Origin of the sequence: Sphingomonas carotinifaciens, from assembly GCF_009789535.1 — a bacterium.
In the GTDB taxonomy this organism is placed as follows: Bacteria; Pseudomonadota; Alphaproteobacteria; order Sphingomonadales; family Sphingomonadaceae; genus Sphingomonas; species Sphingomonas carotinifaciens.
In genome coordinates this window covers 2,261,074-2,285,998 of sequence record NZ_WSUT01000005.1, presented here as the reverse complement: position 1 = coordinate 2,285,998, position 24,925 = coordinate 2,261,074, and the positions used below count along the sequence as shown (strand labels likewise).

The 24,925-nt window shown below is 66.8% G+C and carries 20 protein-coding genes; 7 read left to right on the top strand and 13 right to left on the bottom strand.

The annotated features are described in order from the left end of the window. Nucleotides 1–86 precede the first annotated feature (86 nt). The 10 genes from GQR91_RS12810 to GQR91_RS12770 all read right to left on the bottom strand — a co-directional run bounded on the left by GQR91_RS12810 (nucleotide 87) and on the right by GQR91_RS12770 (nucleotide 10,343). Complete coding sequence (locus GQR91_RS12810; RefSeq protein WP_164727736.1) at nucleotides 87–1,016, bottom strand: FAD-binding protein; 930 nt, start codon at nucleotides 1,014–1,016, stop codon at nucleotides 87–89. Further along, a complete protein-coding gene (locus tag GQR91_RS12805) occupies nucleotides 1,013–1,762 on the bottom strand; it encodes an electron transfer flavoprotein subunit beta/FixA family protein (RefSeq protein ID WP_149682655.1) in 750 nt (249 codons plus the stop codon). The genes GQR91_RS12810 and GQR91_RS12805 overlap by 4 nt, the downstream gene beginning before the upstream one ends. Before the next feature lie 14 nt (nucleotides 1,763–1,776). Further along, complete coding sequence (locus GQR91_RS12800; RefSeq protein ID WP_149683643.1) at nucleotides 1,777–3,081, bottom strand: OmpP1/FadL family transporter; 1,305 nt, start codon at nucleotides 3,079–3,081, stop codon at nucleotides 1,777–1,779. Nucleotides 3,082–3,125: 44 nt separating this feature from the next. Next, nucleotides 3,126–3,533: a DUF2147 domain-containing protein gene (locus GQR91_RS12795; protein WP_149683648.1), complete on the bottom strand. Its 408-nt coding sequence runs from the start codon at nucleotides 3,531–3,533 to the stop codon at nucleotides 3,126–3,128. Nucleotides 3,534–3,760: 227 nt separating this feature from the next. Then, on the bottom strand, nucleotides 3,761–4,072 hold the full coding sequence (locus tag GQR91_RS12790) for a polyhydroxyalkanoic acid system family protein (RefSeq protein ID WP_149683644.1): 312 nt from the start codon (nucleotides 4,070–4,072) through the stop codon (nucleotides 3,761–3,763). A gap of 74 nt (nucleotides 4,073–4,146) precedes the next feature. Then, entirely contained in the window at nucleotides 4,147–4,629 is a 483-nt protein-coding gene (locus tag GQR91_RS19590; RefSeq protein ID WP_235904231.1) for a glutamine amidotransferase-related protein, read from the bottom strand. Continuing rightward, nucleotides 4,626–4,985, bottom strand: coding sequence for a type 1 glutamine amidotransferase family protein (locus tag GQR91_RS19585; RefSeq protein ID WP_235904233.1), 360 nt, complete (start codon nucleotides 4,983–4,985; stop codon nucleotides 4,626–4,628). Before GQR91_RS19585 ends, GQR91_RS19590 begins: the two co-directional genes overlap by 4 nt. Before the next feature lie 79 nt (nucleotides 4,986–5,064). Beyond that, nucleotides 5,065–6,861, bottom strand: a complete 1,797-nt coding sequence (locus GQR91_RS12780) for an acyl-CoA dehydrogenase C-terminal domain-containing protein (protein WP_149683645.1) — start codon at nucleotides 6,859–6,861, stop codon at nucleotides 5,065–5,067. Nucleotides 6,862–6,878: 17 nt separating this feature from the next. Further along, entirely contained in the window at nucleotides 6,879–9,206 is a 2,328-nt protein-coding gene (locus GQR91_RS12775; RefSeq protein WP_149683646.1) for a 3-hydroxyacyl-CoA dehydrogenase/enoyl-CoA hydratase family protein, read from the bottom strand. Beyond that, nucleotides 9,207–10,343, bottom strand: a complete 1,137-nt coding sequence (locus GQR91_RS12770) for a thiolase family protein (RefSeq protein ID WP_149683647.1) — start codon at nucleotides 10,341–10,343, stop codon at nucleotides 9,207–9,209. 134 nt (nucleotides 10,344–10,477) lie between these two features. Between GQR91_RS12770 and GQR91_RS12765 the strand changes: the two genes are divergently transcribed. From GQR91_RS12765 to GQR91_RS12750, 4 genes are all read left to right on the top strand, one after another. Next, nucleotides 10,478–12,175: a long-chain-fatty-acid--CoA ligase gene (locus GQR91_RS12765; RefSeq protein WP_235904235.1), complete on the top strand. Its 1,698-nt coding sequence runs from the start codon at nucleotides 10,478–10,480 to the stop codon at nucleotides 12,173–12,175. Beyond that, nucleotides 12,172–12,585, top strand: a complete 414-nt coding sequence (locus tag GQR91_RS12760) for a MerR family transcriptional regulator (RefSeq protein WP_162853783.1) — start codon at nucleotides 12,172–12,174, stop codon at nucleotides 12,583–12,585. Before GQR91_RS12765 ends, GQR91_RS12760 begins: the two co-directional genes overlap by 4 nt. Nucleotides 12,586–12,720: 135 nt before the next feature. Then, nucleotides 12,721–13,575, top strand: a complete 855-nt coding sequence (locus GQR91_RS12755; protein ID WP_164727753.1) for a manganese catalase family protein — start codon at nucleotides 12,721–12,723, stop codon at nucleotides 13,573–13,575. 44 nt (nucleotides 13,576–13,619) lie between these two features. Beyond that, nucleotides 13,620–14,162: a DUF4142 domain-containing protein gene (locus GQR91_RS12750; protein WP_112383947.1), complete on the top strand. Its 543-nt coding sequence runs from the start codon at nucleotides 13,620–13,622 to the stop codon at nucleotides 14,160–14,162. A gap of 42 nt (nucleotides 14,163–14,204) precedes the next feature. Here the strand turns inward: GQR91_RS12750 and GQR91_RS12745 are convergent, their stop codons facing one another. Continuing rightward, nucleotides 14,205–15,602: a glycoside hydrolase 5 family protein gene (locus GQR91_RS12745; RefSeq protein WP_149683524.1), complete on the bottom strand. Its 1,398-nt coding sequence runs from the start codon at nucleotides 15,600–15,602 to the stop codon at nucleotides 14,205–14,207. 152 nt (nucleotides 15,603–15,754) lie between these two features. On the opposite strand from GQR91_RS12745, the gene glf reads away from it, so the two are divergent. After that, nucleotides 15,755–18,031, top strand: a complete 2,277-nt coding sequence (glf, locus tag GQR91_RS12740; protein WP_235904198.1) for a UDP-galactopyranose mutase — start codon at nucleotides 15,755–15,757, stop codon at nucleotides 18,029–18,031. Between the two features lie 4 nt (nucleotides 18,032–18,035). On the opposite strand, the gene GQR91_RS12735 is transcribed toward glf, so the two are convergent. Next, on the bottom strand, nucleotides 18,036–19,538 hold the full coding sequence (locus GQR91_RS12735) for a tryptophan halogenase family protein (protein WP_149683523.1): 1,503 nt from the start codon (nucleotides 19,536–19,538) through the stop codon (nucleotides 18,036–18,038). Between the two features lie 68 nt (nucleotides 19,539–19,606). After that, a complete protein-coding gene (locus GQR91_RS12730) occupies nucleotides 19,607–22,684 on the bottom strand; it encodes a TonB-dependent receptor (protein WP_149683522.1) in 3,078 nt (1,025 codons plus the stop codon). 360 nt (nucleotides 22,685–23,044) lie between these two features. On the opposite strand from GQR91_RS12730, the gene GQR91_RS12725 reads away from it, so the two are divergent. Continuing rightward, nucleotides 23,045–24,079, top strand: a complete 1,035-nt coding sequence (locus GQR91_RS12725; protein WP_149683521.1) for an AI-2E family transporter — start codon at nucleotides 23,045–23,047, stop codon at nucleotides 24,077–24,079. After that, nucleotides 24,076–24,861, top strand: coding sequence for a formate/nitrite transporter family protein (locus tag GQR91_RS12720; protein ID WP_235904195.1), 786 nt, complete (start codon nucleotides 24,076–24,078; stop codon nucleotides 24,859–24,861). Before GQR91_RS12725 ends, GQR91_RS12720 begins: the two co-directional genes overlap by 4 nt. The last annotated feature ends 64 nt before the right edge of the window (nucleotides 24,862–24,925 follow it).

The following is a 24,925-nucleotide window of genomic DNA, read 5'->3' as shown; positions in this document are numbered from 1 at the left end:
AAGATTTGCACGCGTAACAATCGGTTATGATAGCGTTCACGGCGATTTCCCCCGCCGCGTCACGGGACAGCGGCGGGGGGTGGTCTTTACAGCTTTTCGGTGAGTTCGGGGACCAGCTTGAAGAGGTCGCCGACCAGGCCGATGTCGGCGACCTGGAAGATGGGGGCATCCTCGTCCTTGTTGATCGCCACGATCACCTTGGAGTCCTTCATGCCGGCCAGATGCTGGATGGCGCCCGAGATGCCGACCGCGACATAGACCTGGGGGGCGACGATCTTGCCGGTCTGGCCGACCTGATAGTCGTTGGGGGCGTAGCCGGCATCGACCGCGGCGCGGGATGCGCCGACGGCGGCGCCCAGCTTGTCGGCGAGCGGATCGATCAGCGCGTGGAACTGCTCCTCGGAGCCCAGCGCCCGGCCGCCCGACACGATGATCTTGGCCGAGGTCAGCTCGGGACGCGCATTCTCCGCGATCTCCGCACCCGTGAAGCTGGACAGGCCCTTGTCACCGGTGGCGGCGACCGCCTCGATCGTGCCCGTGCCGCCCTGCGCCTCCGCCTTGTCGAAGGCGGTGCCGCGCACGGTGACGACCAGCTTCTTGTCGCTGGTCCTGACGGTGGCGATGGCGTTGCCGGCGTAGATCGGCCGGGTGAAGCTGTCCGGCCCCTCGACCGAGAGGATGTCGGAGACCTGCATCACGTCGAGAAGGGCCGCGACCCGCGGCGCGATGTTCTTGCCCGTCGTGGTGGCCGGCGCGACAAAGGCGTCGTGGTGCCCCATCAGTTCCACCACCAGCGGCGCGACATTCTCGGCCAGCGCATGCGCATAGGCCGCGTCATCGGCGACATGCACCTTGCCGACCCCGGCGATCGCCGCCGCCGCCCGGGCGACCGCATCCACGCCCTGCCCTGCGACCAGCAGGTGGACCTCGCCCAGCTTTGCCGCCGCGGTCACCGCGGACAGCGTGGCATCCTTGACGGTTCCGCCGTCATGTTCGACCCAGACCAGCGTCTTCACTTGGCAATCCCCATCGCTTGCAGCTTCATCACCAGTTCGTCGACATCGGCGACCTTGACGCCGGCCTGACGCTTGCCCGGTTCGGCGACATGGGTGATCGTGTGGCGGGCTGCGATGTCGACGCCGAAATCGGCCGCGGCACGCGTCGCCATCGGCTTGGACTTGGCCTTCATGATGTTGGGCAGCGAGGCATAGCGCGGCTCGTTCAGGCGCAGGTCGGTGGTGACGATCGCCGGCAGCACCAGCGTGTCGGTCTCCAGCCCGCCATCGACCTCGCGGGTGACCACCGCCTGCCCCTCGGCCAGCACGACCTTCGACGCGAACGTCCCTTGCGCCCAGCCGAGCAGCCCGGCCAGCATCTGGCCGGTCTGGTTGTTGTCGTCGTCGATCGCCTGCTTGCCCAGGATCACGAGATCGGGGCTTTCCTCCTCGACGATCCTGGCAAGCAGCTTGGCGACGCCCAGCGGCTCCACCCGGCCCTCGGCGGTGACCAGGATCGCCCGGTCGGCACCCATCGCCAGCGCGGTGCGCAGCGTGTCCGCCGCCTTGGGCTCGCCGATCGAGACCACCACCACCTCGGTGACGCCGGCCTTCTCCTTCAGCCGGATCGCCTCCTCGACCGCGATCTCATCGAACGGGTTCATGCTCATCTTGACGTTCGCCAGGTCAACGCCCGACCCGTCCGCCTTCACCCGCGGCTTCACATTGTAGTCAAGCACGCGCTTGACCGGCACCAGCACCTTCATCGCCTGTCCCCTCCTCAGAAGCTCAACCGGCCACCGAGCGTTAGCACGATCGCACGCGCGTTGCGCAATTCGCCATTGGTCTGGATGGTCGTGGCGGCGGCCGTTCCCGGATAGAAGCTGCCCGGACGATCGATCGTCGTATCCTCGAAGTCGACATAGTTGGCGCCGGCATCGATCGCGAAGCCCGGCGTCACCTGGAAAGTGCCGCCTGCGCCGTAGTTCCAGCGGTTGGCATCGGGCACACGGGCGTCACGCTGCGTATCCTGCGTCGGGGTCGTCGCATGCTGTACACCGGCGCGCAGCGTGACGCGGGGCGACAGGGCGTAATCGAAACCACCCGCCAGGCTCCAGCTGTTGCGATAATTTTCCGGGATCGCGGTGTTCAGCGGCGGCCCCAGCCGGATCGCATCGAACTGGCCCCAGGTATAGCGGATCGCCTGCGCGTTCAGCGTCAGCGCATCCGTCGCCCGGAAGCGACCGCCGACGATGATCTGCGCGGGCGTGTAGAAGCTGGCGGTGGCCCCGTCGACCACGCGGTTCTGCGCGGCGAGCGGCCCGAGCAGGCCGCTGATCTCCAGCGATCCCTTCAACTTGTGCTGGATCGCCGACTTGTAGCTGATGCCGACCGTCGCCCAGTCGTTGTGCAACTGCACGCCGGCCGTCCAGCCCAGATCCCAGCCGTCGCCGGACAGGCGCTGCAACCCGTCGGGCAGCGCCGCGGACAGGTTCGGCAACGCGTTGGACAGGGTGGCGTCGGAATATTCCACGTTCACCGCGCCGCCGACGCGCAGCCAGGGCAGCAGCGACACCGCGATCGACGGCTGGATGTCGATGGTGCGCAGGCGGGTGCGATCCGCGCTGTACCGAGCCCAGCTGTCGGCGTCATAATTGGTGGTGAAGCTGTACGGCGAGGTGACGGCGACGCCCACCGCGATCCGGTCGCTCAGCGGATAGGCCACGGCGCCCGACGGCACCACGCCCTTGCGGATCGGGTCGGACGAGGTGCTCTGCCCGCTGATGGCGGTCGGCACGCCTGCCACGGTGCGCCGGATGCGCGACCCCGTGTCGACCACATCGCCCTTGGGCAGGATGGCGGACGCGCTGATCGCGGCCTCGCCGCTGCGGATATCGGCGATCGCCGCCGGGTTCCACCACAGCGACGCGGCGCCGGTATCGGCGACCTCGCCCGAAAAGGCACGGCCCGCGGCACGCGCCGATTGTTCCTGAAGGTAGAAGGCCTGCGCGTGCGCGGCCCCGGCAAAGGCGAAGGAGGAGGCGACGACCGAAGCGAGCAGCACGCCCTTGATACGCAGAGACATAACGGAAAATTCCTGAAGCAGAAAAAGGCTCGGGGTGCGCGCGATCAGCGCACGCGCGTCCAGGTCTGGGTCTTGCACAGCGGCACGAACACGCAGCCGCGCACCTTGAGCTGGTTGGCGCCCACCGGCGTCACCTTCGCGCTATAGGTCTTGCCATCCTCGGCATTGTAGATCTTGCCGCCGGTCCAGGCATCGCCGTCCGCGGTAAAGCCGCTCAGCATCAGCATGCCCTTGATCGGGCGACCGCGCAGCGCGGCATTGCTGTTGTTCGCATCCTTCAGGTCGGGCTGCGTACGCAGATTGTCGGAGGTGACGATACGGCCGCAGATCGACGCGCCGCAACGCTGGATCTCGACGACGCCACCACGCGTCTCGGTCTTCCACCGCCCGATGGCGGCGTCGGCGGACGGCGACGCTGCGGCCAGGGCCATTCCGATCATGCTGAAGAACATGGTCATTCCTCTCCTATCGCCCCATGCGGGGCACGGGTCCGCCTGCCCTTTTACCGGCGCGGCGCCGCATGCGTACGGTCGCCGCCACCTCGTCGTCCAGACACCGGACCTAAAGGGCCGGCAACTGACGCATAGGGAAACGTCACCCCGATCGACTACGTCTTTGGGCGAAGCTGTCAACCGGTTTGTGGTACCCGCCCGCCGTCATCGATCCCGTTCGTGCGGCATCAGGCTGGTTTGGCGAGCATCTTTTCCGCACTGGTTTTGACGAACTCTGTGATCGGGCCGCCCATCATCGCCAGCATCATCGGCACCTGGACCGTACCCGCCACGCGGGCATCCTCGACCGTCATGTCGACGGCGACCTTCTGCCCCATCGCGGTGATCGCCAGCGTCAGCCGGTCACCGTCGATCCAGTCCGCATCGACCGTGCCGCCGCCCGGAATATGCTGCGCCAGCTTGGGCAGGCCCGCCTCGATCCGGCGCCGTGCCTCCGCGCGGCCAAGGCTGTGGGAAATGTCGAACGGAATGGTCGCCATGGGGGTCGGGCCCTTTGAAAATGGGGAGGTGGGGATAGGCTGGCTTGCCGCGATCGCAAGGGTAGGGAGCCCCCTCACCCACGCTGCTGCGTCACCGCCGCGATGAAATTGGCGAGTTCGCGCCGTCGTCCGTCTTCCTCAGCAAACTCGCCATCGACGCCCAGCTCCCAGCGCGCGGCCCTGTCCGCCGGATCATGCTGCAACCGGTCGAGCAGCGCGGCGCGCCGTTCCACCGCCTCGGCATCGGTCGCCAGCCCGGATTCGACCAGCGAGTCCGCCTGATGACGAATGGCGACCGCGATCTCACCGGGCGCCAATTCGGGGTGATATTGCACACCCCAGAAGACGCCGCGATCATGCCGGATCTCCGCGGCCTGCACGCGGGTCACGCCGTTGCCGGCGAGCAGCACGGCGCCGTCGGGCAGTTGCTCCACCTCGTCGGTATGGATCGCCGCCGCATCCCAGGCGCCCGGCCGGCCGGCGAGCAGTGGATGCCCGCGCCCCGCCTCGGTCGCGGTGATGCCGCGCGCCACCGCCGCCTCGATCCGACCGGTCATCGCGCGCACCTTGCCCCCGGCGCGAACACCGCCAGCTGCAATCCGGCGCATGAGCCAAAGGAGCGCACACCGCTGGCGAACACCGCGCGCATGAAGGCGACCTGCCGGCGCACCTCCTGCTTGTCGTCATAGACGTGCAGCGGCGATCCCGTGACGAACACCGCATCGAAGGCGGCGATGTCCTCCAGACCCATGTGCGGCGCGTCGGCATCGGCGGGCGCGATGCGCGTCACCTCCGCCCCCGGCACCATGCCGGTCAGCGTCGCGGCATAGGTTTCGCCCGAACTTTTGCCCGCCCGCTGCCGACGCGCCTCGCGCTCCTCCGCGGTTTCACTCTCAAGTACCAGAAACTTCACGCCTTGCTCCCGTCATCCTCTCGACAGGGGCCAAACGCATGGTGGTGCGTTCGGCCCCGTATGCGAGCGGGTGCGGCGATCAGAAGGCGTCGGCGGGCAGCGCCATGGTCGATCGCTTGCCCGACTTGATGACCAGGAAACCGGTCGTCGCCTGCGGCAGGATGCGGTCGAAGAAGAAGCCCGCAGTCGCCAGCTTCGCGCGGTAGAAGGCGGCATCGTCATGCCCCTCGTCCAGCCGCGCCTGCGCGATCACCGCCGCCTTCAGGAAGGTGTAGCCGATGCCGACCAGACCCAGCATGCGCAGGTAATCGGTTGCCGCCGCGCCCGCTTCCTCCGGGTCCTTCATGCCCTTTTGCGCGATCATGCCCGTGGTGAGCTGAAGCGCGCCGAAGCTCTGGTGCAGTGCCGCGGTCCATCCCGCGATCGCCTTGTCGCCGTGCCCCGCCGTTTCCTCGCACAAGGCCGAGACGGCGTGGAAGAAAGGCCGCAGCGCCCGGCCCATATGCGCGGGCATCTTGCGGCCGACCAGATCGAGCGCCTGGACGCCGTTGGTGCCCTCGTAGATCTGGGCGATCCGCGCATCGCGAACGAACTGCTCGACGCCGTGTTCGCGGATATAGCCGTGGCCGCCATGCACCTGCACGCCCAGGTTTGCGGCATCGAAGGCAAGGTCGGTGAACAGCGCCTTCACCACCGGCGTCATCAGCGCGACGAAATCGCCGGCACGCTGCTTCACCGCCGGATCGGTGCTGTGCTTCTCGGCATCGAGCGCGCGCGAAGTCCACTGGCCGAGCGCCCGGCACCCTTGCGCATAGACGCGCATGGTCATCAGCATGCGGCGGACGTCGGGGTGGACGATGATCGGGTCGGCGGGCAGATCCGGCCGCTGCGCCCCCGTCAGCGAGCGCCCCTGCAGGCGTTCGCGGGCATAGGCGACCGCGGACTGATACGCGATCTCGTTGATGCCGAGGCCCTGGATGCCCACCGAGACGCGCTCGGTGTTCATCATCGTGAACATCGCGGCCAGCCCCTTGTTCGCCTCGCCGACCAGCCAACCGGTGGAGCCGTCGAACGCGATCTGGCAGGTGGCGGATGCCTTCAGGCCCATCTTGTGCTCGATGCCGGCCACCGACACGCCGTTCGCCGCGCCGACCGCACCATCGGCACCCGGCAGATATTTGGGCACCAGGAACAGGCTGATCCCCTTCACCCCCGCCGGCGCATCGGGCAGGCGGGCGAGGACCAGATGGATGATGTTGTCGGTCAGGCCGTGGTCGCCCGACGAGATGAAGATCTTGCCACCGGTGATCGCAAAGCTGCCATCCTCGCGCGGTTCGGCCCTGGTACGGAGCAGGCCGAGATCGGTGCCGCAATGCGCCTCGGTCAGGCACATGGTGCCCGCCCATTCGCCACTGACCATCTTGGGCAGATAGGCCGCCTTCAGCGCCTCCGAACCATGCCCCTCGATCGCGGTGGTCGCACCGTGGGTCAGGCCGGGATACAGGCTGAACGACAGATTGGCCGCACAGATCATTTCCTCGACCAGCTTGTTCACCGTCTCCGGCAGGCCCTGTCCCCCATATTCGGGCGGCGAGGCAAGTGCTGCCCAGCCGCCGTCACGGAAGGTGGCATAGGCGCGCGCAAAGCCCTCTGGCGTGCGGACGACGCCGTTTTCCAGCCGGCATCCTTCGATGTCGCCGCTGGCGTTGAGCGGCAACAGCACCTCCTGCGCCATCCGCGCCGCCTCTTCGAGAACGGCATCGTACAGGTCGGGGGAGAACTCCTCGAAACCGGGCAGATCGCCGAAACCGTCATCGGCGAACAGTTCGTGAAGGACGAAGCGCATGTCGCGCAACGGAGCCTGATAGACTTGCATGGGTTTTCGTATCCCGATCAGTTGCGGAGCGGCTTGCCGGTTTCGAGCATGTGCTCGATCCTTGCCTGCGTCCGCGCATCCTTGACGCTTGCCATGAATTGCCGGCGCTCCAGCTTCAGGAGCTGATCCTCGGTCACGATGTCGACCAGATCGGCCTCCCCGCCCGTCAGCACCTGCGCCAGCCGACCCGCCACGACCTGGTCGTACGGCGTCGCCACGCCCTTCTTCACGAAGTCGCGCACCACACCCGCGATACCCACCCGGCCGCTTTCGCCGGCCAGGCGGAAGATCGGCTTTTCGGGCGGCGCATAGCCCTCGACAAGGGCGAGCGCCTTGTTCTTGGCATCGGCGAGCAGGCGGTCGCGGTTCATGGTGATGCCGTCGCTGCGGCGCAGGATCATCATCTCGCGCGCCTCCGCCGCCGACTTGGCGACCTTGGCGGTTGAGATCATCTCGAACGCCTTGGCGGTGGCGGGCATCGGCCCCCTGGGGAAGCCCGGCGTCTTCTGGAACCGGTCCAGCATCTCGCCATGCCCGCCCCAGCCGGGGACGAGGCCGACGCCCGCCTCGACCAGTCCCGTATAGGTTTCGGCATGTGCCTGGATCGCATCGGCATGGAGCAGGATCTCGCACCCGCCGCCCAGCGCCAGTCCGGCAGGCGCGGCCACGACCGGGAAGGGCGCGTATTTCAGCGCCTTGAACGCCGCCTGCCCGCCCGTGATCAGCTTGTCCACCTCGCTCCACGCCGCGATGTTCACCGCGAACATGGCAAGGCCGAGATTGGCACCGGCCGAGAAATTCGATCCCTCGTTATAGATCACCAGCGCCTTGTATCCGCCCTTCACCAGCGGAATCGCCTTCTGGATGAGCTGGATAACCTGCTCGTCGAACGCGTTCATCTTGGCGGTGAATTCCAGGCAGACGACGCCGTCGCCGATATCCCAGAGCGCCGCCGATCCGTTCCTGGCGAGCGGCTCGGCGCGCAGCTTTATATCCTCCAGCAGCAGCACGCCCTCGCCGCGCACGACATCGGCATAATCGCCGCCCAGCGTCAGATATCGCCGCTTGCCGCCCTCGACCCGGTAGAAGGGCCGGTCGCCTGCGGTCTCCAGGATCTGCGGCACCGCCCGCCCCTCGGCGCGCAGCCGCTCGGCCAGCTTGCCCGGCCCCAACCGGTCGATCAGCTCGAACGGCCCGAATTTCCAGTTATAGCCGAGCTTCATCGCGTCATCGATCGCGACGATGTCGTCGGCAACCTCGCCCGCCAGCCCCGCGGCATAGGCGAGAACCGGCCCCAGCACGGCCCAGGCATAGGCCCCCGCCTTGCCGGGCGCGGCGACCAGCGCGGCCAGATCCTTTTCCGCCTTGCCGGGCAGGCGTTCCGGCTTCTTCTCGGGCCGGTATTCGCCCGTCGCAAGATCGATCGCCAGCTTCTGCCGGCTGCCGTCGGAGCGCTTGTCGAGGCGGTAGAAGCCGCCCTTGCCCTTGCGGCCGGTGAAGCCGTCCGCGATCATCCGCTCGATCAGCGGCATCGGGCGCACCGTATCGAAATAGGCGTCGCCCTGCGGCAGCGTCGCGGACAGGCTTTTCGACAGCAGCGGCATCAGGTCGATGCCGACCAGGTCGACCAGCCCGAAGATGCCCGTCTTGGGCACGCCCATCGGACGGCCGCCGATCTGATCCGCCTCCTCGACGGTCAGCCCCTGATCCATCGCCGCGTTGATCGCCACCGACAGCCAATAGGTGCCGATGCGGTTCGCGATAAAGCCGGGCGTGTCCTTTGCCCGCACGATGCGCTTGCCCATCATCCGGTCGACGAAGTCGGAGACGCGCGCCGCCACGCCCGTATCGGTCGCCGGGCTCGTCACGATCTCGATCAACCGCATGTAACGCGGCGGATTGAAGAAATGGGTGATCAGGAAATCGCGCCGGAACTGGTCGGAGCGTCCCTCGGTCAGGTTCGCCAGCGGGATGGTGGAGGTGTTGGACGACACAGCGGTGCCCGGCCGCTTGGCTTGCTCCAGCCGGGCATAAAGCGCCTGCTTGATGCCCAGCCGCTCGACCACCGCCTCGACGATCCAGTCGCATTCGGCGACCCGGTCGAGATGATCCTCGATATTGCCCGTCTCGACCAGCTTGGCCGCCGCCTTCGACATGAAGGGCGCCGGATCGGTCTTCAGCATCCGCGCGACCGCCCCCTTGGCGACTGCGTCACGATCCGCCCCATCCTTGGGCACGATATCGAGCAGCAGTACGGGCACGCCGGCATTGGCGACCTGTGCGGCGATGCCGGCGCCCATCACGCCGGCCCCGATCACGCAGACTTTCTTGATCGCATCCGTCATTTATGCACGCTCCAGCACGGTTGCGATGCCCTGCCCGCCGCCGATGCACTGGGTGGCCAGCGCATAGGTGCCGCCTTCACGCTCCAGCAGGGCGGCCGCCTTGCCGACGATGCGCGCGCCGGTCGCGCCCAGCGGGTGGCCGATCGCGATGGCGCCGCCGTCCAGGTTGATCGTCTCGTCCTTCAACCCCAGGTCGCGGATGCAGGCGATCGCCTGGCTCGCGAACGCCTCGTTGATCTCGACGATGTCGAGGTCGCCGGGCGTGATGCCCGCCCGCTCCAGCGCCTTCTCCGACGCACCGATCGGCCCCAGTCCCATCGTCTCGGGCGCACACCCCGAAATCCCCACCGACTTGATCCGTGCCAGGATCTTCAGGCCATGCCGCTTGGCAAAGTCCTCGGAGGTGACCAGCACGGCCGATGCGCCATCGGTGAGCGGCGAGGCGGTGCCCGCGGTCACCGTGCCGTCCTGGCTGAAGGCGGGCTTCAGGCCGGCGAGGACCTGCTCGGTGGTGTCGGGACGGATGATGCCGTCCTCGCTCACCATGCCGCCCTTGGTCTGGATCGGCACGATCTCGTCCGCCAGACGACCGGCGTCGCGCGCGGCGGCGGCCTTCTTCTGGCTCCGTACCGCAAAGCCCTCCTGCTCGGCGCGGGTGATCTGATATTTGGTCGCGACGTTCTCGGCCGTCTCTCCCATGCCCATATAGGCGCCCGCGCTCTTGGCGGCGAGTTGCGGGTTGGGCAGCGGGTTGTAGCCGCCCATCGGCACGCGGCTCATCGATTCGATGCCGGCGCAGATGAACGCCTCGCCCGCGCCGATCTGGATCTGGCCCATCGCGATATGGATCGAACTCATCGACGACCCGCAGAAGCGGTTCACCGTCATGCCGCCGACCGACAGCGGCAGGTCCGCCAGCAGGCCGATCATGCGTGCGACGTTCAGGCCCTGCTCGCCCTCCGGAAAGGCGCAGCCCAGGATGATATCCTCGATCGCCGACGCATCGACCCCGGTCCGCTCGATCAGCCCGCGGATCGTCTGCGCGGCGAGGTCGTCCGGCCGTACCCGCGCCAGCGCGCCCTTGCCGGCCAGATGGAAGGGGGAGCGGGCGTAACCGGCGATCACGACGTTGGTCATGAGATCCTCTCGTTGAAAGGCCCTTGCGGGCTCACGTTAAGGTGCGATAGCTAACCTATACGTCAATGCTATACGAGATGGTGCAACCGGCTACAACCGGGGCCGCCGGAAAAAACGAAAAGGAGAGGCGCCAGATGGAAGTGAACGACACGCGCGAACCGGCCGCAAAAGGGGCTGCGCTGGTCTTCGAGCCGCGGTTGCTGACCGACATGTTCGATGCCACGGTGGCCGCGCATGGCGGCCGGCCGGCGATCGACTTCATGGGCGGCATCACCCGCTATGGCGAGCTGGGCGAACAGGTGGCGCGCGCCGCCGCCGGGTTGCAGGCGCTGGGCGTCACAACCGGCACCCGCGTCGCTTTGTGCCTGCCCAACATGCCGGCCTACCCCATCCTGTTCTTTGCGGTGCTGAAGGCAGGCGGCGTGGTGGTGAACGTCAACCCGCTCTATGTCGAACGTGAGATATGCCATCTGCTGCAGGACTCGGGCGCGGAGATCATCGCGACCTGCGACCTGCCGGACATTCATGCCCGCGTGACGAAGGTCGCCGCGCAACTCGGCCTGCGCCGCGTCATCACCTGTTCGATCGCTGACGGCCTGCCCGCGGTGAAGCGCATCGCCTATCGCCTGATCAAGCGCGCCGACATCGCGGCCGTGCCGGCGGGGCCCCTGCACGTCACCTTGCGCGCGCTGATGCGCGGTGGCGCGACGCCGGCCCCGGTTTCGGTCGCACCCGATGACGTGGCGGTGCTGCAATATACCGGCGGCACCACCGGCCTGCCCAAGGCGGCGATGCTCAGCCACGCCAATCTGGTGTCGAACGCCGATGCGATGGTGATGCATGTCGGCGACCAGGGTCCCGAGCAGCAGCGCGTACTGGGCGTGTTGCCGATGTTCCACGTCTTCGCGCTGACAACGGTGCTCAGCTATTCGGTGCGGGTGGGCGCGGAGATGATCCTGCTGCCGCGCTTCGATCTCGAACAGCTGCTCAAGACCATCGCGCGGACGCGCCCCACCTCCTTTCCCGCGGTGCCGACCATTTACAACGCCATCGCCAAGGTGGCGGAAAGCCGCACCGTCGACCTGTCGCAGATCAACGCCTGCATCTCGGGCGGTGCGCCGCTGCCTGCGGAGGTGCGCGTCGCCTTCGAGCGGACGACCGGCGCCACGCTGGTTGAGGGATATGGGCTGTCCGAGGCATCGCCGATCATCACCTGCAACCCGATCGGCGGGCTGAACAAGGCGGGCTCCGCCGGCCCCCCCTTCCCCGGCACGGTGATCGAGATCCGCGACCGGAGCGGCACCGACCGTGTGCTGCCCCCCGGCGAGGTCGGCGAGATCTGCGCGCGCGGGCCACAGATCATGCAGGGTTACTGGCACAAGCCCGAGGACAGCGCGGCGGTGTTCGTGGACGGCGCGCTGCGCACCGGCGATGTCGGCTATCTGGACGAGGATGGCTATCTGTTCATCGTCGACCGGATCAAGGACGTCATCATCTGCGGCGGCTACAATGTCTATCCGCGGATGATCGAGGAAGCGCTGTACGAGCATCCCGCGGTCGCCGAGGCGGTGGTGATCGGCGTGCCCGACGAGTATCGCGGCCAGGCGCCCAAGGCGTTCGTCACGCTGCGCCCCGACCAGCCGGCTACCCCGGCCGAATTGCGCGCGTTCCTGGTCGACAAGATCAGCAAGATCGAGCTTCCCCGCGAAGTGGAAATCCGCGAAACATTGCCCAAGACGCTGATCGGCAAGCTTTCCAAGAAGGAACTGGTCGAGGAGGAAATGGCCCGGCTGGCAGCGACGGCGCCGGCGGTGACGGAGCAGAGACGGTGACGGCAGACGACCCGCAGGAATTGCGCGGAATACAGGAGGTGGCCGCCAGCCTGGGGGTCACCGCCCGCACGCTGCGCTTCTACGAGGATCGCGGCCTGATCGAGCCGCGCCGGGTGGGCACCGCGCGCGTCTATACCCGGCGCGAGACCGGGCGGATGCAGCTGATCCTGCGCGGCAAGCGGCTGGGCTTCTCGCTGCGCGAGATCGAGGAGTTTCTCGACCTGTACGATGCCGATCCCCAGCATGTCGAACAGATGCGCGCGCTTGCCGAGCGCTGCCGCGAGCGGATCGAGGAGCTGAACCAGCAGAAGATCGCCATCGTCCAAACACTGGCAGAGCTGGAGACGATCGAGCGCGAGGCGATGGAACGCGTCACCGCCGCCCTGACCGAAATACCGGCAGTTCCGTAACTTCTTTATCTACATCAATAGCTTATAACGTTCTGCCGCGTTCCCGCCACGGCGTGACGACCGTTGCGCCGACGCAACAAACCTTGGTGGTCCTGTGACGTTCAGCCGGCGCCATTCACGCTGGGAGGACCATCCATGTATTATCACGACAAGCGGCTTCAGTATCCGGTCACCGTCGACAAGCCCGATCCCGCCTTTGCGCGCATGCTGCAACAGGCGATCGGCGGCGTGGAGGGCGAGATCCGCGTGTGCATGCAGTATTTCTTCCAGGCCTGGGGCAACCGGGCGCCGACGCCGAAATACCGCGACATGCTGCTCCACACCGCGACCGAGGAGATCGGCCATATCGAGATGCTGGCGACCGCGGTCGCGCTCAACCTCGACAAGGCGCCTGCCTCGCTGCAGGAAGAGGGTGCCGCCGACGGCATCGTGGGCGCGGTGATGGGCGGCGGCAACGGCCGCCACGCGATCGAGGGCATGATCCACAAGAACCTGCTGTCGACCGGTCTTGCCGCGATGCCGGTGGACTCCGACGGCGTGCCCTTCAACATGAGCCACATCTATGCCAGCGGCAACATCGCTGCCGACATGTATTGCAACGTGGCGGCGGAAAGCACCGGGCGCGTGCTGGCAGTGCGCCTGTTCAACGCCGCGCATGACGAGGGCATGAAGAAGATGCTCCACTACATGATCGCGCGCGACACCATGCACCAGCAGCAGTGGCTGGCGGTGCTGGAGGAATTGGGCGGCCCTTCGGCCAACCTGCCGGTCCCCAACTCCTTCCCGCAAGGTATGGAGGATCAGGCGAACAACTACAACTTCTACGCCACCGCCGCCGACGGGTCGGTGCCGGAGGGACGCTGGACCGACGGGCCGACCATCGATGGTCGCGGCGACTTCACCGTCTTCCAGAACAAGCCGCTGGGTGAAGAGCCCATCCTCGGCCCCGCCCGCCCCGACAGCGCGGCGCAAAGCCAGCAGATCGGGTGAAGCGCACGCCCGCCCCACCCCCTTACGCTTCGAAGGTTTCGAACATGACCAGATACATGCCCATCTCGATCGCGCTGCTGCTCGCCGGCACCTCCCTGTCCGCCGCCGCGCAGACGCCGCCCCCGCCGCCCCCGGCCGAGGCCAAGACGCAGGCCGAACCCTATGTGACCGCGGCCGGGCGCAGCGACCTGTACGAGATCAACTCCAGCCAGGTCGTGCTGGAAAAGTCGCAAAATCCCGCAATCCGGCGTTACGCCGACATGATGATCAAGCATCATCAGAAGACCACCGCGGCGACGCTGGCTGCGGCTACCAAGGCCGGCCTGACCCCGCCGCCCCCCGCGCTCGACCCGGGGGCGACCGCCTCGATCAACGAACTGCAACTGGCATCGGCCGGCGACGTCGACCGGCTGTATCTGGCACAGCAGGTGCCCGCCCACCGCGCCGCGCTGGACCTGCACCAGAGTTACGGTTCAGGCGGCGATCAGGCGCCGCTGCGCGCAACCGCCAAAAAGGCGGTGCCGATCGTCCGCCAGCATCTCGCCGAGGCCGAGCGGATGCAGCAGGGCGCCGGCGGCGGCATGTAACGGACCGGGGCCGGCCGCCACTCCCGGCGGCCGGCCCCGCCCTCAACCGATCCTGCGCACCGCAAAGGCCCGGTCACCGCACACCGCCTCCGCGGTGAAACGGAGCAACCCACCGGACGCGACATGCTCGGCGCTGGCGATCACCCGCCCCGGCTCGGTATCCCAATCCGTCACCCGGTAGCGTCCGTCCGGCATTGCGAGATCCACCCTGGCCGGCTTTCCCGGCGCCCGGTCGACCCGCCCGTCCGGCAACAAGGCCCGCCGCCGCACGATCCAGGCGACCGCCTGCGCATCATCGCCGCATGCAAAGCCGTGATGGCCCCGCACCGTGATCGCCACCGACGCCCGCCGCATGTGTCGCCAGTCGATCAGCGGCAGGAACGCCGCCATTGCCCGCTGCGCCCGGCGCATCCCCGGCGTCAGCACATGGGGATGCCGGTTGGGCCAGCGCATCCCGCCGCCCACCCCGCCGGCCGCCAGATGCGCCCAGCTCATATGCCGGAAATACTCGTCGTCGAACGCTTCGGGCAGCGTCTGGTGCTTGTCCTTGAAGCGGTGGATGGGACCGTGTTCTGTGTCCAGGAAGGGGCGGCCGTCGGCGATCTCCGCCAGGCATCGCTGCACCACCTCGCCCATCGCCAGCGCCGGCGCGACGGTGTCGCGCGGATCGTCGATCGCACCGTGGCGATAGATGTGGATCGATGCGAAATCGAGATCGGGGTGGCGAAAGATCGGCTCGGCGATCGGCAGGTCGGGCCGGGTCCACCATTCCGGCCCGAACAGCGAGACGGTTTGCGGATGCGACCGGCCATAAAGCCGCTGCTCCAGGCGGCGGACATGCTGCGACAGGTCGGCGATGAAATCCCCGAAGCCGTCCGCCCTGCCCTGCGCCTGTGCGGGATGGATCTCGTTCCACAGGTCCCAGGCGAACAGCGCGCCCGATCCGCCCCAGCGCTCGATGATGAACGACAGCCGTGCCTTGATCGCGCCGCGGGTTTCTGGGCACAGCAACAGGCGCGACGGGTGATCCAGCGGCCCGCCATGCGCCGCGTTCCACGGGTGGTGCCGCCAGTGCAGCCACATCCAGAACGTATCCACCGGGGTCAGCAGGATGCGCATCCCCACCCGCTCGCACATCGCGAACAGGTCATCCCACAGCCGCACCATCGCGGGCACCGCGGTGCCGGCCGGCCGTTCGAAATAACGATGCCGCACCTGCGCATATTCGATCATCAGCCGCAGGCAGGTGACGCCGTGTTCGACCAGCCAGCGCAGATGGGCCTCCACCGCGGGCAGGTCGCGGCGCCGGAACAGCCCTGCGAGTTCGGGCCAGCTGATCGCGTCGTTTTGCCCGATCGGGGTCCAGTCGGCCCCGTCCCCGTCGATGAAATAGGGCGCGTCCGGGGCGACGGCGATCCACGACAGGCTGTTTTTCGACATAGCCGTGCTGTGCCAGCGCCGGACCGAGGGGCCAACGGCCAAGTTGTTGATATCGGTTAGCGTCTGGCGCCGCGGGACGCGCTACGCCCGGTACGGGCGGGGGCCCGGGAGATACAGATTTGCGCGTTCCGCCTGTCGCTGACGACATGCCCATGGGTGGCCTTCCTGCCGGCGGCGTCGCGCCGCTGCTGCTGTGCTTCTGCCACTTGCGCTGGGATTTCGTGTTCCAGCGTCCTCAACATCTGATGACGCGGTTTGCCGCCACCCACCGGCTGGTGGTGTGGGAAGAGCCGATCGTCGGCGGCGACGACGCGCCGCGTCTCGCCCTGCGCGCCGCCGGGCCGCTCCATGTCGTCACGCCGCATCTGCCCCACGGCCTGTCCGGCGAGGATGCGAACACCGCACTGCGCCGCCTGCTCGACGACTTTCTGGCGCTGGAAGGTACCGTGGCGATCCGCTGGTACTACACGCCGATGATGCTCGGCTTCTCGCGCCATGTCGGCTCGGCATGCACCGTCTATGACTGCATGGACGAACTGTCCGCCTTCCGCTTTGCGCCGCCCGAATTGCTGGCGTTGGAAACCGAGCTGCTCGCCGCGGCCGATCTGGTCTTCACCGGCGGCTACAGCCTGTACGAGGCCAAGCGGGAGCGTCATCCGGACGTGCGTCCCTTCCCGTCCAGCGTCGATGTCGCCCATTTCGCCACCGCGCGCGATGTCGAACCGGGCCGGGCGCCGGCCGCGCGCTTCGGCTTCTACGGCGTGCTGGACGAGCGGATGGACCTCGACCTGCTCGCCGAGCTGGCCGATGCCCGTCCCGAGTGGACGATCGAGATGGTCGGCCCGGTGGTGAAGATCGACCCCGCCGACCTGCCGCAGCGGGCCAACATCGTCTATCCGGGCCAGCGCAGCTATGACGAGCTGCCCGCCACCATCGCCCGCTGGGACGTGGCGCTGATGCCGTTCGCGCTGAACGAGGCGACCCGCTTCATCAGCCCGACGAAAACGCCCGAATATCTCGCCGCCGGCCGCCCGGTCGTGTCCACCCCCATCGTCGATGTCGCGCGACATTATGGCACGCTTGATGCGGTCAAGATCGCCGGCCGGGGCGCGCGCTTCATCCAGGCGTGCGAAGAGGCGCTGGCACTGGTTCGCGGCAACACCCGCGACTGGCGCGATGCCGCCGATACCGTCCTCGCCGCCACCTCCTGGGACGCCACCGCCGCCGAGATGATGGCAGCGATCGACGAGGCGACCGCCGCCAGCGCGCATCTGGCTGCGCAGGGGCAGCGCCCGCATTATGACTATCTGGTGGTCGGCGCGGGTTTTGCCGGCGCGGTGATGGCCGAGCGGCTGGCGGCGGACGGCGGCAAGCGCGTGCTGGTCGTCGATCGGCGCCCGCACATCGCCGGCAATGCCTATGACGTGGCGGACGCCGCCGGCATCCTGATCCACCAATATGGCCCGCACATCTTTCACACCAATTCGGACGAGGTGTTCGCCTATCTGTCGAACTTCACCCGGTGGCGCGCCTATGAGCACCGGGTGTTGGCCGATGTCGACGGCCGGCGCGTCCCCGTGCCGATCAACCGCACGACGCTGAACGCGCTCTACGATGCCGGGCTGGAAACCGACGCGGACGCCGCCGCCTTTCTTGCCGCCCGCGCCGAGCCGGTGGCACAGGTGCGCACGTCGGAGGATGTGGTCGTCTCGGCGGTCGGGCATGAACTCTACCGCACCTTCTTTCGCGGCTATACCCGCAAGCAATGGGGGCTGGACCCGAGCGCGCTCGACAAATCGGTCACCGCGCGCGTGCCGACCCGCACCTCGACCGATGACCGCTATTTCACCGACCGGCATCAGGCGATGCCCGCCGCCGGCTTCACCGCGATGTTCGCCGCGATGCTGGATCATCCCAACATCACCGTGCTGACGGGCACCGACTTCGCCGAGGCGGCGGCGGCGGTGTCCTATGACCGGCTGGTCTATACCGGGCCGATCGACGAATATTTCGGCTATTGCCACGGCCGGCTGCCGTATCGCTCGCTTTGCTTCGAACACCGGACGCTGCCCGTCGAGCGGCATCAGGAGGTCGCCGTCGTCAACTATCCGGACGAGGCGGTGCCGCACACGCGCATCACCGAATACAAGCACCTGACCGGGCAGCGGTCACCGGTCACCAGCATCACGATCGAATATCCGGCGGCCGAGGGCGATCCCTATTATCCAATCCCCCGCCCCGAAAACCATCAGCTTTACAAGCGGTACGAGGCGCTTGCCCTGGCCGAGCCCGACGTGATCTTCGTCGGCCGCCTCGCCACCTACCGTTACTACAACATGGACCAGGTGGTCGGACAGGCGCTCGCCACCTACCGCCGCCTGAAGGCCGGGCACGCCGACATCGCCCCCGCCTCCGCCGCCCCCGCCTGACGCTTCAACCCGCCGCCACGCGTGCCAGAAACCGGTCATGCCGCTCCCCATGCGCCAGCACCCGCGCGATCGACGCGCGGATGCTGGCCAGGTGCCCCGACAGGGCCGGCATCGGATACGCGTCGGCCAGCATGCTATGGTGCGCCGGCAACTGGTTCAGCCCGGCATAGAGGCTGAGCCAGCTCGGATCCTGGAAGCTTTCCCATTCATAGCGCACGAACTCGCCGCAGGCGCGCCAGCTGTCCAGCTTCATCCGCAGGTGGTCGGGCGGTTCGATCGCGCGCATCCGGTCCCAGAAGGGTTCGCCGATACGGCGGTTGAACATGTAGTGGATCAACAGGAAATCGCGGATCCGCTCGAACTCCAGCACCGACTGCCGGTTGTAGACGGCCGCCAGACGGGGATCGATATCCCGCTGCGGCCAGAGCTGGACGAGGCGTTGCAGGCCGGACTGGACGAGCGAGATGCTGGTCGATTCCAGCGGTTCGAGGAACCCCGACGCCAGACCGACGCCGACGACATTGCGATGCCACACCTCGGCGCGGTGGCCCGGGGTGAAGCGCAGCCGATTGGCATTGCCGAGCGGCGCGCCCTCCAGCCGGTCGCGCAGCGTCTGCTCTGCCTCGTCATCCGACACATGGTCCGAACAATAGACATACCCGTTGCCGATCCGGTGCCGCAACGGGATATGCCACTGCCACCCCGCCGGCAGGGCCGTCGCGGTCGTGCGCGGATGCATCGTCGCACCCGCCGGCGCGCACGGCATCGCCACCGCGCGATCACAGGGCAACCATTCCCGCCAATCGCGATACGGAACGCCCATCGCCTCGCCCAGCAACAGGCTGCGAAATCCCGAACAGTCGATCCACAGATCGCCGTGGACGACGGCTCCCGACTCCAGCCGTACGCCGCTTACGTCACCGCTTTGCGGATCGCGTATCACCGCATCGATACGGGCGGGGACATGGCGCACGCCATTGGCGATGGCCAGGCGGCTGAGCAGATGGGCAAAGCGCACCGCATCGAAGTGCAGCGCAAAGTTGAAATGGCCCAGGTCGTTCTCGGGCCGGTCTGGCGGCGCAAGGAACAGGCCGTGGTCGGCGAGCTGCGTCGCCAGGCAATAGGCGTCGAGCGGCGTCGCATCGCCCACTGCCCGTGCACGCAACCAGTGATGATGGAAGGGCACGCCCCCGGCCGGCACCCCGTACAGGCCAAAGGGATGGAAGAAGGCATGCCCCTTCGTCTGCCAGTCGACGAAGCGGATGCCGTATTTGATCGTGCCCTCGGTTTCGCGCAGCACCTCCGGCTCGCCGAGTTCGACCGCGGCCAGAAAGTCGCGGATCGCCGGCACCGTCGCCTCGCCGACGCCGACCGTGCCGATCGCCGGGCTTTCGATCACCGTGATGTCGGGGCGCAGATGCGACAGGCGCCGCGCCAGATAGGTGGCGGCCATCCATCCCGCGGTGCCCCCGCCGACGATGACGATGGAGCGTAACGGATCGCTCATGCACTTGGCTCCTGACGCCGGCTGTGCTGCCCGTCATAGACGAACAGCGCAGCCGGCCAAGGGGCGTTTCAGAAGCGCGCGCGCACGCCCGCGATGAAGCGACGCTCGTAGATGTTCTCGTTGAACACCTGGTCCTTCCACGTCAGGTAATAGCGCTCCGTCTCGCCGGTCAGGTTCGACGCCTGGCCATAGATCGTCAGATACGGCAGGATGTCGTAGCTGACCGAGGCATCGAGATAGTTGGTCGGCTGCTGATACTGGGCCAGCCCCGAGATGCCGCCGTAATCGGAAGAAACGAGGCGCTTCGAGCGATAGTTATAGGCGACGCGCGCCTGGAAGCCATATTGCTCGTACCAGAGCGCGGCGTTCACCTGATGCTTGGAGTTGTCCTGGAAGGGCTGCTTGTTGCCCGCCAGATCGACCCGGCCCGTCTCGCCCAGCGACAGGGTATAGTTGGCATCCACGCCGAAGCCGCCGAACAGGCCGTTCACGCCGTAATCGGCCAGCGACTGCCGCGCCGAGACCTCGATGCCCTTCAGCGTACCGCCATCGCCCTGCACCGAGGTGCTGACCGGCACCTCGCGGCGGATCACGCCGTCATTGTCGGGAATGTCGTTGCGGAACACGGTGGCGTTGGCGATGAAGCTGTCCACCGCGATGTGGAACGCGCCGATCGCGACCAGGCTGGACCGGCCGGTATAATATTCCAGGCTCGCCTCGACATTGTCCGCACGCCACGGATTGAGTTGCGGATTGCCGCCGAGCGAGGCCGACTGCGCCTCGAACCGCGACGGCGTGATCGAGGTGTTGATCGCATAGTTGACGTTCAGCGCACCGCCCCACTGGTCGAAGTTCAGCAGCGTCATCGTCTTGGCATAGGAACCGCGCAGGCGCAGCTTCTCGGTCAGGTCGAATGCGATGTTGAACGCCGGCAGGAAGTCGGTGAACTCACGCCGCGTCAGGATGTCTCCGGCGTCCTGACCCGACACGCCGTAGGGCTGCGGCAGGCCGACGATGTTCTGGCGCACGGTGAAGCGCGTGTTGACGATGCGCAGGCCGCCATTGGCGCGGTAGGGCAGGCCCAGCAACTCGCCCTCGCCGCTCACCTCGGCATAGCCCGAGGCCTGGCGCAGATCGATGTCGAACGAGTTGGCCGGGTTCACATTCTCGCGCAGGCCCGGATAGAAGTTGCCGATGAACGCCGCCGGATTGTCCAGCGCCTTGGGATCGATCGTATAGACCTGCGGCGCGCCGGACGCGGGCAGGCTGACGCGCTTCAGGATTTCGGCGAAACGCGGGTCGTTGGCCTGCGCGGCGAAGCCTGCGGTGTAGGGCAGGCCGGCGGAATCGGCGACGCGGCATGCACCATCGGCCAGGTTCACGTCGATCGCCAGCCACTTGACCAGGCAGCCGCCGGCCGGGTTCGCGGGATTGTCGGTGTTGCCGGCATAAAGCGGCGCGACGCGCTCGAAATTATACTGCGACACGCTGCGCTCGCTGTAGCGGCCGCCGAACTTCACCTTGATCTGGTCGGTCGGGCTCCACTGCGCATCGGCGCGCAGCGCCCAGATGTCGCCCTGGCGCCGGAAGTTGTTTTCCGACGACATGGTCTTGAAGCCATAGCGCGACGGGTCCTCGACCTGCGACAGGAACGAGGCCGGATAGGTGAAGACCGGCTGGCCGCTGCTATAGTCGATCGTCGCCTGCTGGCTGTAGGCCTGATAGCCGCCGGGGTTGAACGCGACGTCGCCGGTCGGATAGTTGCCGATGCCGTTATAGCCCCATTGCGACCCGTTGCCGAGGACGAAGGTGGCATAGCCATTGTCGATGCGCTGCGTCGCCTTGCCATAGATGCCGCGAACGGTGGCGGAGAAGGAGTCGCTCGGCTTCCAGTCGAGTTGCAGATTGTAGTTCTGCGACTCGCCCACCGTCTTGCGGTTCTCCGAATAGGCTTCGACATTGGCGAGATCGTACAGATAGGTCTGCACGGTGTTGATGTTGTAGCCGTTGCGATCGACCGCGCCGGTGTCGCGCGACTGCGTCGGCAGATAGGGCGACGACATCCAGTCGATCGCGTTGAACGCCAGGCCGGACAGCCGGTCATACTGCGTCTGCTTGGTGTAGAAGCCGTCGGCGGTCAGGCGCAGCGCGTCGTTGACCTCGAACTGCAGCGACGCGTTGGCGCCGAAGCGCTTGCGGCTGGTGATCCGGTTCCACGCATTGTGGTTCTGCGGCGTGATGAAGGAGTCGTTGGCATCGCCATCGCCGTTCACGTCGAAACCGGTGATCGCGCCTGCCGCATTGCGCACCGGCGTACCACGGCTGACACCGTTGCGGCCGACTGCGAAGTCGCCCGGATTGGTCGCGCTGCCGCCTTCGTTGCGCAGCATCACGCCGAAATCCTGGATGCCGCGGAACGAGTTCGCCAGCGTCAGGTCACTATAGGCGGCCGAGGCGAGCAGGCCGAAGCGACCCGAATTGTACGAGATCAGGCCATTGACCGACGGATTGAACTTCTCCGTCCGGTCACCATACTGCGCCTCGGCCGCCGCCGCGACCGTCAGCCCCGGCTTCATGTCGAACGGCCGCCTGGTCAGCAGGTCGACCGTGCCCGACAACCCCGCCTGTTGCAGCGACGCCGTCGGCGTCTTGAACACGGTCGCGCCCGAGAAGAGCTGCGAGGGAATGTCGTTGAAGTTCGGTTGAACCGTGGTGACCGAATTGGCGCCGAGGAATTCCTCGCCGTTGAACAGCGTCGTCACCTGCGGCAGGCCGCGGATGTTGATCGCGCCGCCTTCACCCGCCTCGCGGCGGATCTGCACGCCGGGGATGCGCTGCAACGAGTCCGAGATGGTGACGTCGGGCAGCTTGCCGATATCCTGCGCGCTGATCGCCTCGACCACGCTGTCGGCGTTGCGCTTCACCTCGATCGAGCGTGCCTGCGACGCACGAATGCCGGTGACGACGATGTCCGGTGCACTGTCGTCGGACTGGGTCGGCGCGGCGACCGGGTCCTGCGACGTGGTCGTCGCCTCGATCGCACCACCGGCGGTCTGTGCGGATGCCGATCCCAGCAATGCCGTCATCGCAATCGGCGAGGCCGCAGCCAGCATGACGAAGCGAAGTGGTGCCACCTTACTGGACATGAAGTCATCCTCCCTTTGGAACGTGATCGGTTCGACCATTCTTATCGCGATTTGCTTTAATTAGTGGCGATCAGAACTGTCAAGCGGCAGCGATCCCGCAAAAGGATGATAGCTGCATTGTTTTCCACGCACGCGGAAACCTTCAGACCTTCCCGCATTAGGGTGCCGCCCGAACCGCCTTCACCATATAGGCAAACAGGCGCTCGGACCGAACGGGAGAACCGTTGCGGACCTTTCCCGTTACCATTCGGTTTTATGGCCTCCAGACACTGCAATCAACGCCAACCCGGCCATTGCAAGGGCCATGCGCGACACCGGCAGACTTGCGCACGTCACGCTACGGGACGGTGAGAAAGGTTGATGAACATTCCCGACCGGCCGCCCCCACCATCCGATCGCCAGCAGATGGTTGCCGATTTTGCGTTGCGGACCGTTGTGGCGATCGCCCTTGCGGCGTTGGCGTTGCTTCTGTGGTGGCTACACGACATCGTGCTGCTGGTCTTCGCGGCCATTCTGGTCGCGGTCATCCTGCACGCCGCGGCGGCCGCCCTCTGCCGCATCGTCCGTTTGCCGCGCAGTATCGCCCTGATCCTCGCAGGGCTGGTGATCATCGCGGTGCTTGCCGGGGGCACCATGCTGTTCGGTCGGGAGATCGGCAGCCAGCTCGGCAAGCTGGGTGACAGCCTGCCGGCCGCATGGCAGCGGTTCGCGCAGTGGATCGGCGAGGACCGGGTCAGGTCGGTGATGAACACCGCCATGCCCGACGGGTCCACCCTCGCCTCGATGGTGCAATCCGCGTTGGCCGTGGCATCGAGCGCGGTTTCCGGCCTGATCCTCGCCATCCTTGGCGGCATCTATCTGGCGGCCGACCCGGACAGTTACCGGCGCGGCATGCTGGCGATGCTTCCGCACAGCGCCCAAGGCCCCGTGGGTGAGGCATCCGACGCGACTGCCAGGGCGCTGCGCAACTGGTTGCTGGGTCAACTGGTGTCGATGGCGGCAACCTTCACGGCCGTCCTGATCGGCCTCAGCGTTATCGGGGTGCCGTCCGCGCTGGCACTGGCGATCGTCGCCGGGCTGCTGGAATTCATCCCGCTGGTCGGTCCCTTTCTGGGCGCCATTCCGGCCTGCCTGCTTGCCCTGACCCTCGGGGTCGAGAGCTTTGCCTGGACGGTCGGCTTCTTCGTTGTCTGGCAACAGATCGAGGGCAACGCGATGGCGCCGCTGGTCATGCGATACGCGGTGTCGATCCCGCCGGCGGTAACGCTGTTCGCCTTGTTCATCGCCGGCGGCCTGTTCGGCGTGGTCGGCATCCTGATCGGCGGTCCATTGACGGTCGCGGCCTGGGTGATGGTCAAGCATCTATGGGTGGATACGCGAAAGGCGAGCGCATGAACGATCCGACCGGCGCGAATATCGCGCAAGCCGCGCCCGACGCCCTTGCCGACAAGGCGGAACTACCATGGGCTCGGATGATGGTGCTGGCGATGCTGGCGGGAATGTTCATCGGCTTCGGCTCGATCGCCTTTCTGATTGTGCAGGCCAATGCGTATCCGATGACCGGCGGGGCCCAGCTTCTGTCCGGAGCTGCCTTTTCCGTCGGCCTGATCCTGGTGATGCTGACCGGTGCGGAATTGTTCACCGGCAACACCATGTTCACCCTGCCCGCCGCCATGCACCGGCTCACCGGCCGGCGATTGTTCACCGCCTGGGTCGTCGCCTGGACAGGCAATCTGGTCGGCAGTGTCGTGCTGGCGGCGCTCTTCACCGCAGCAGGCGGGCTGGAGGGACTGGAGGGCCATGTCGGCGAGGCGGCGGTCCGGGTGGCTCAGGACAAGCTCGATAAGGCGCCGGTCACGATCTTCGCCTCGGGCGTGCTGGCCAACATCCTCGTCTGTCTGGCGGTCTGGATGGCGATGTCCGCTGGCAGCATTCCGGCAAAGATATTGGCGATCATCGGGCCGGTGACAATCTTCGTGGCCGCCGGGTTCGAGCATTCGGTTGCCAACATGTCGCTGATCCCCATCGGCCTGATGGCCGGCATGAGCGGAGGCACTGTGGCGATTGCATCGAACCTCGTTGTCAGCACGATCGGCAACATCGCTGGCGGCAGTCTGGTGTCACTCTCACTTGGCGTCGGACATGGACAATCCTTGTCGGGTAATGATCACGAATAAAAGGATTTAATGCCATTTCTGCATCCCACATTGTTTTTTTAATGATTTGCAGGAACACTGTACG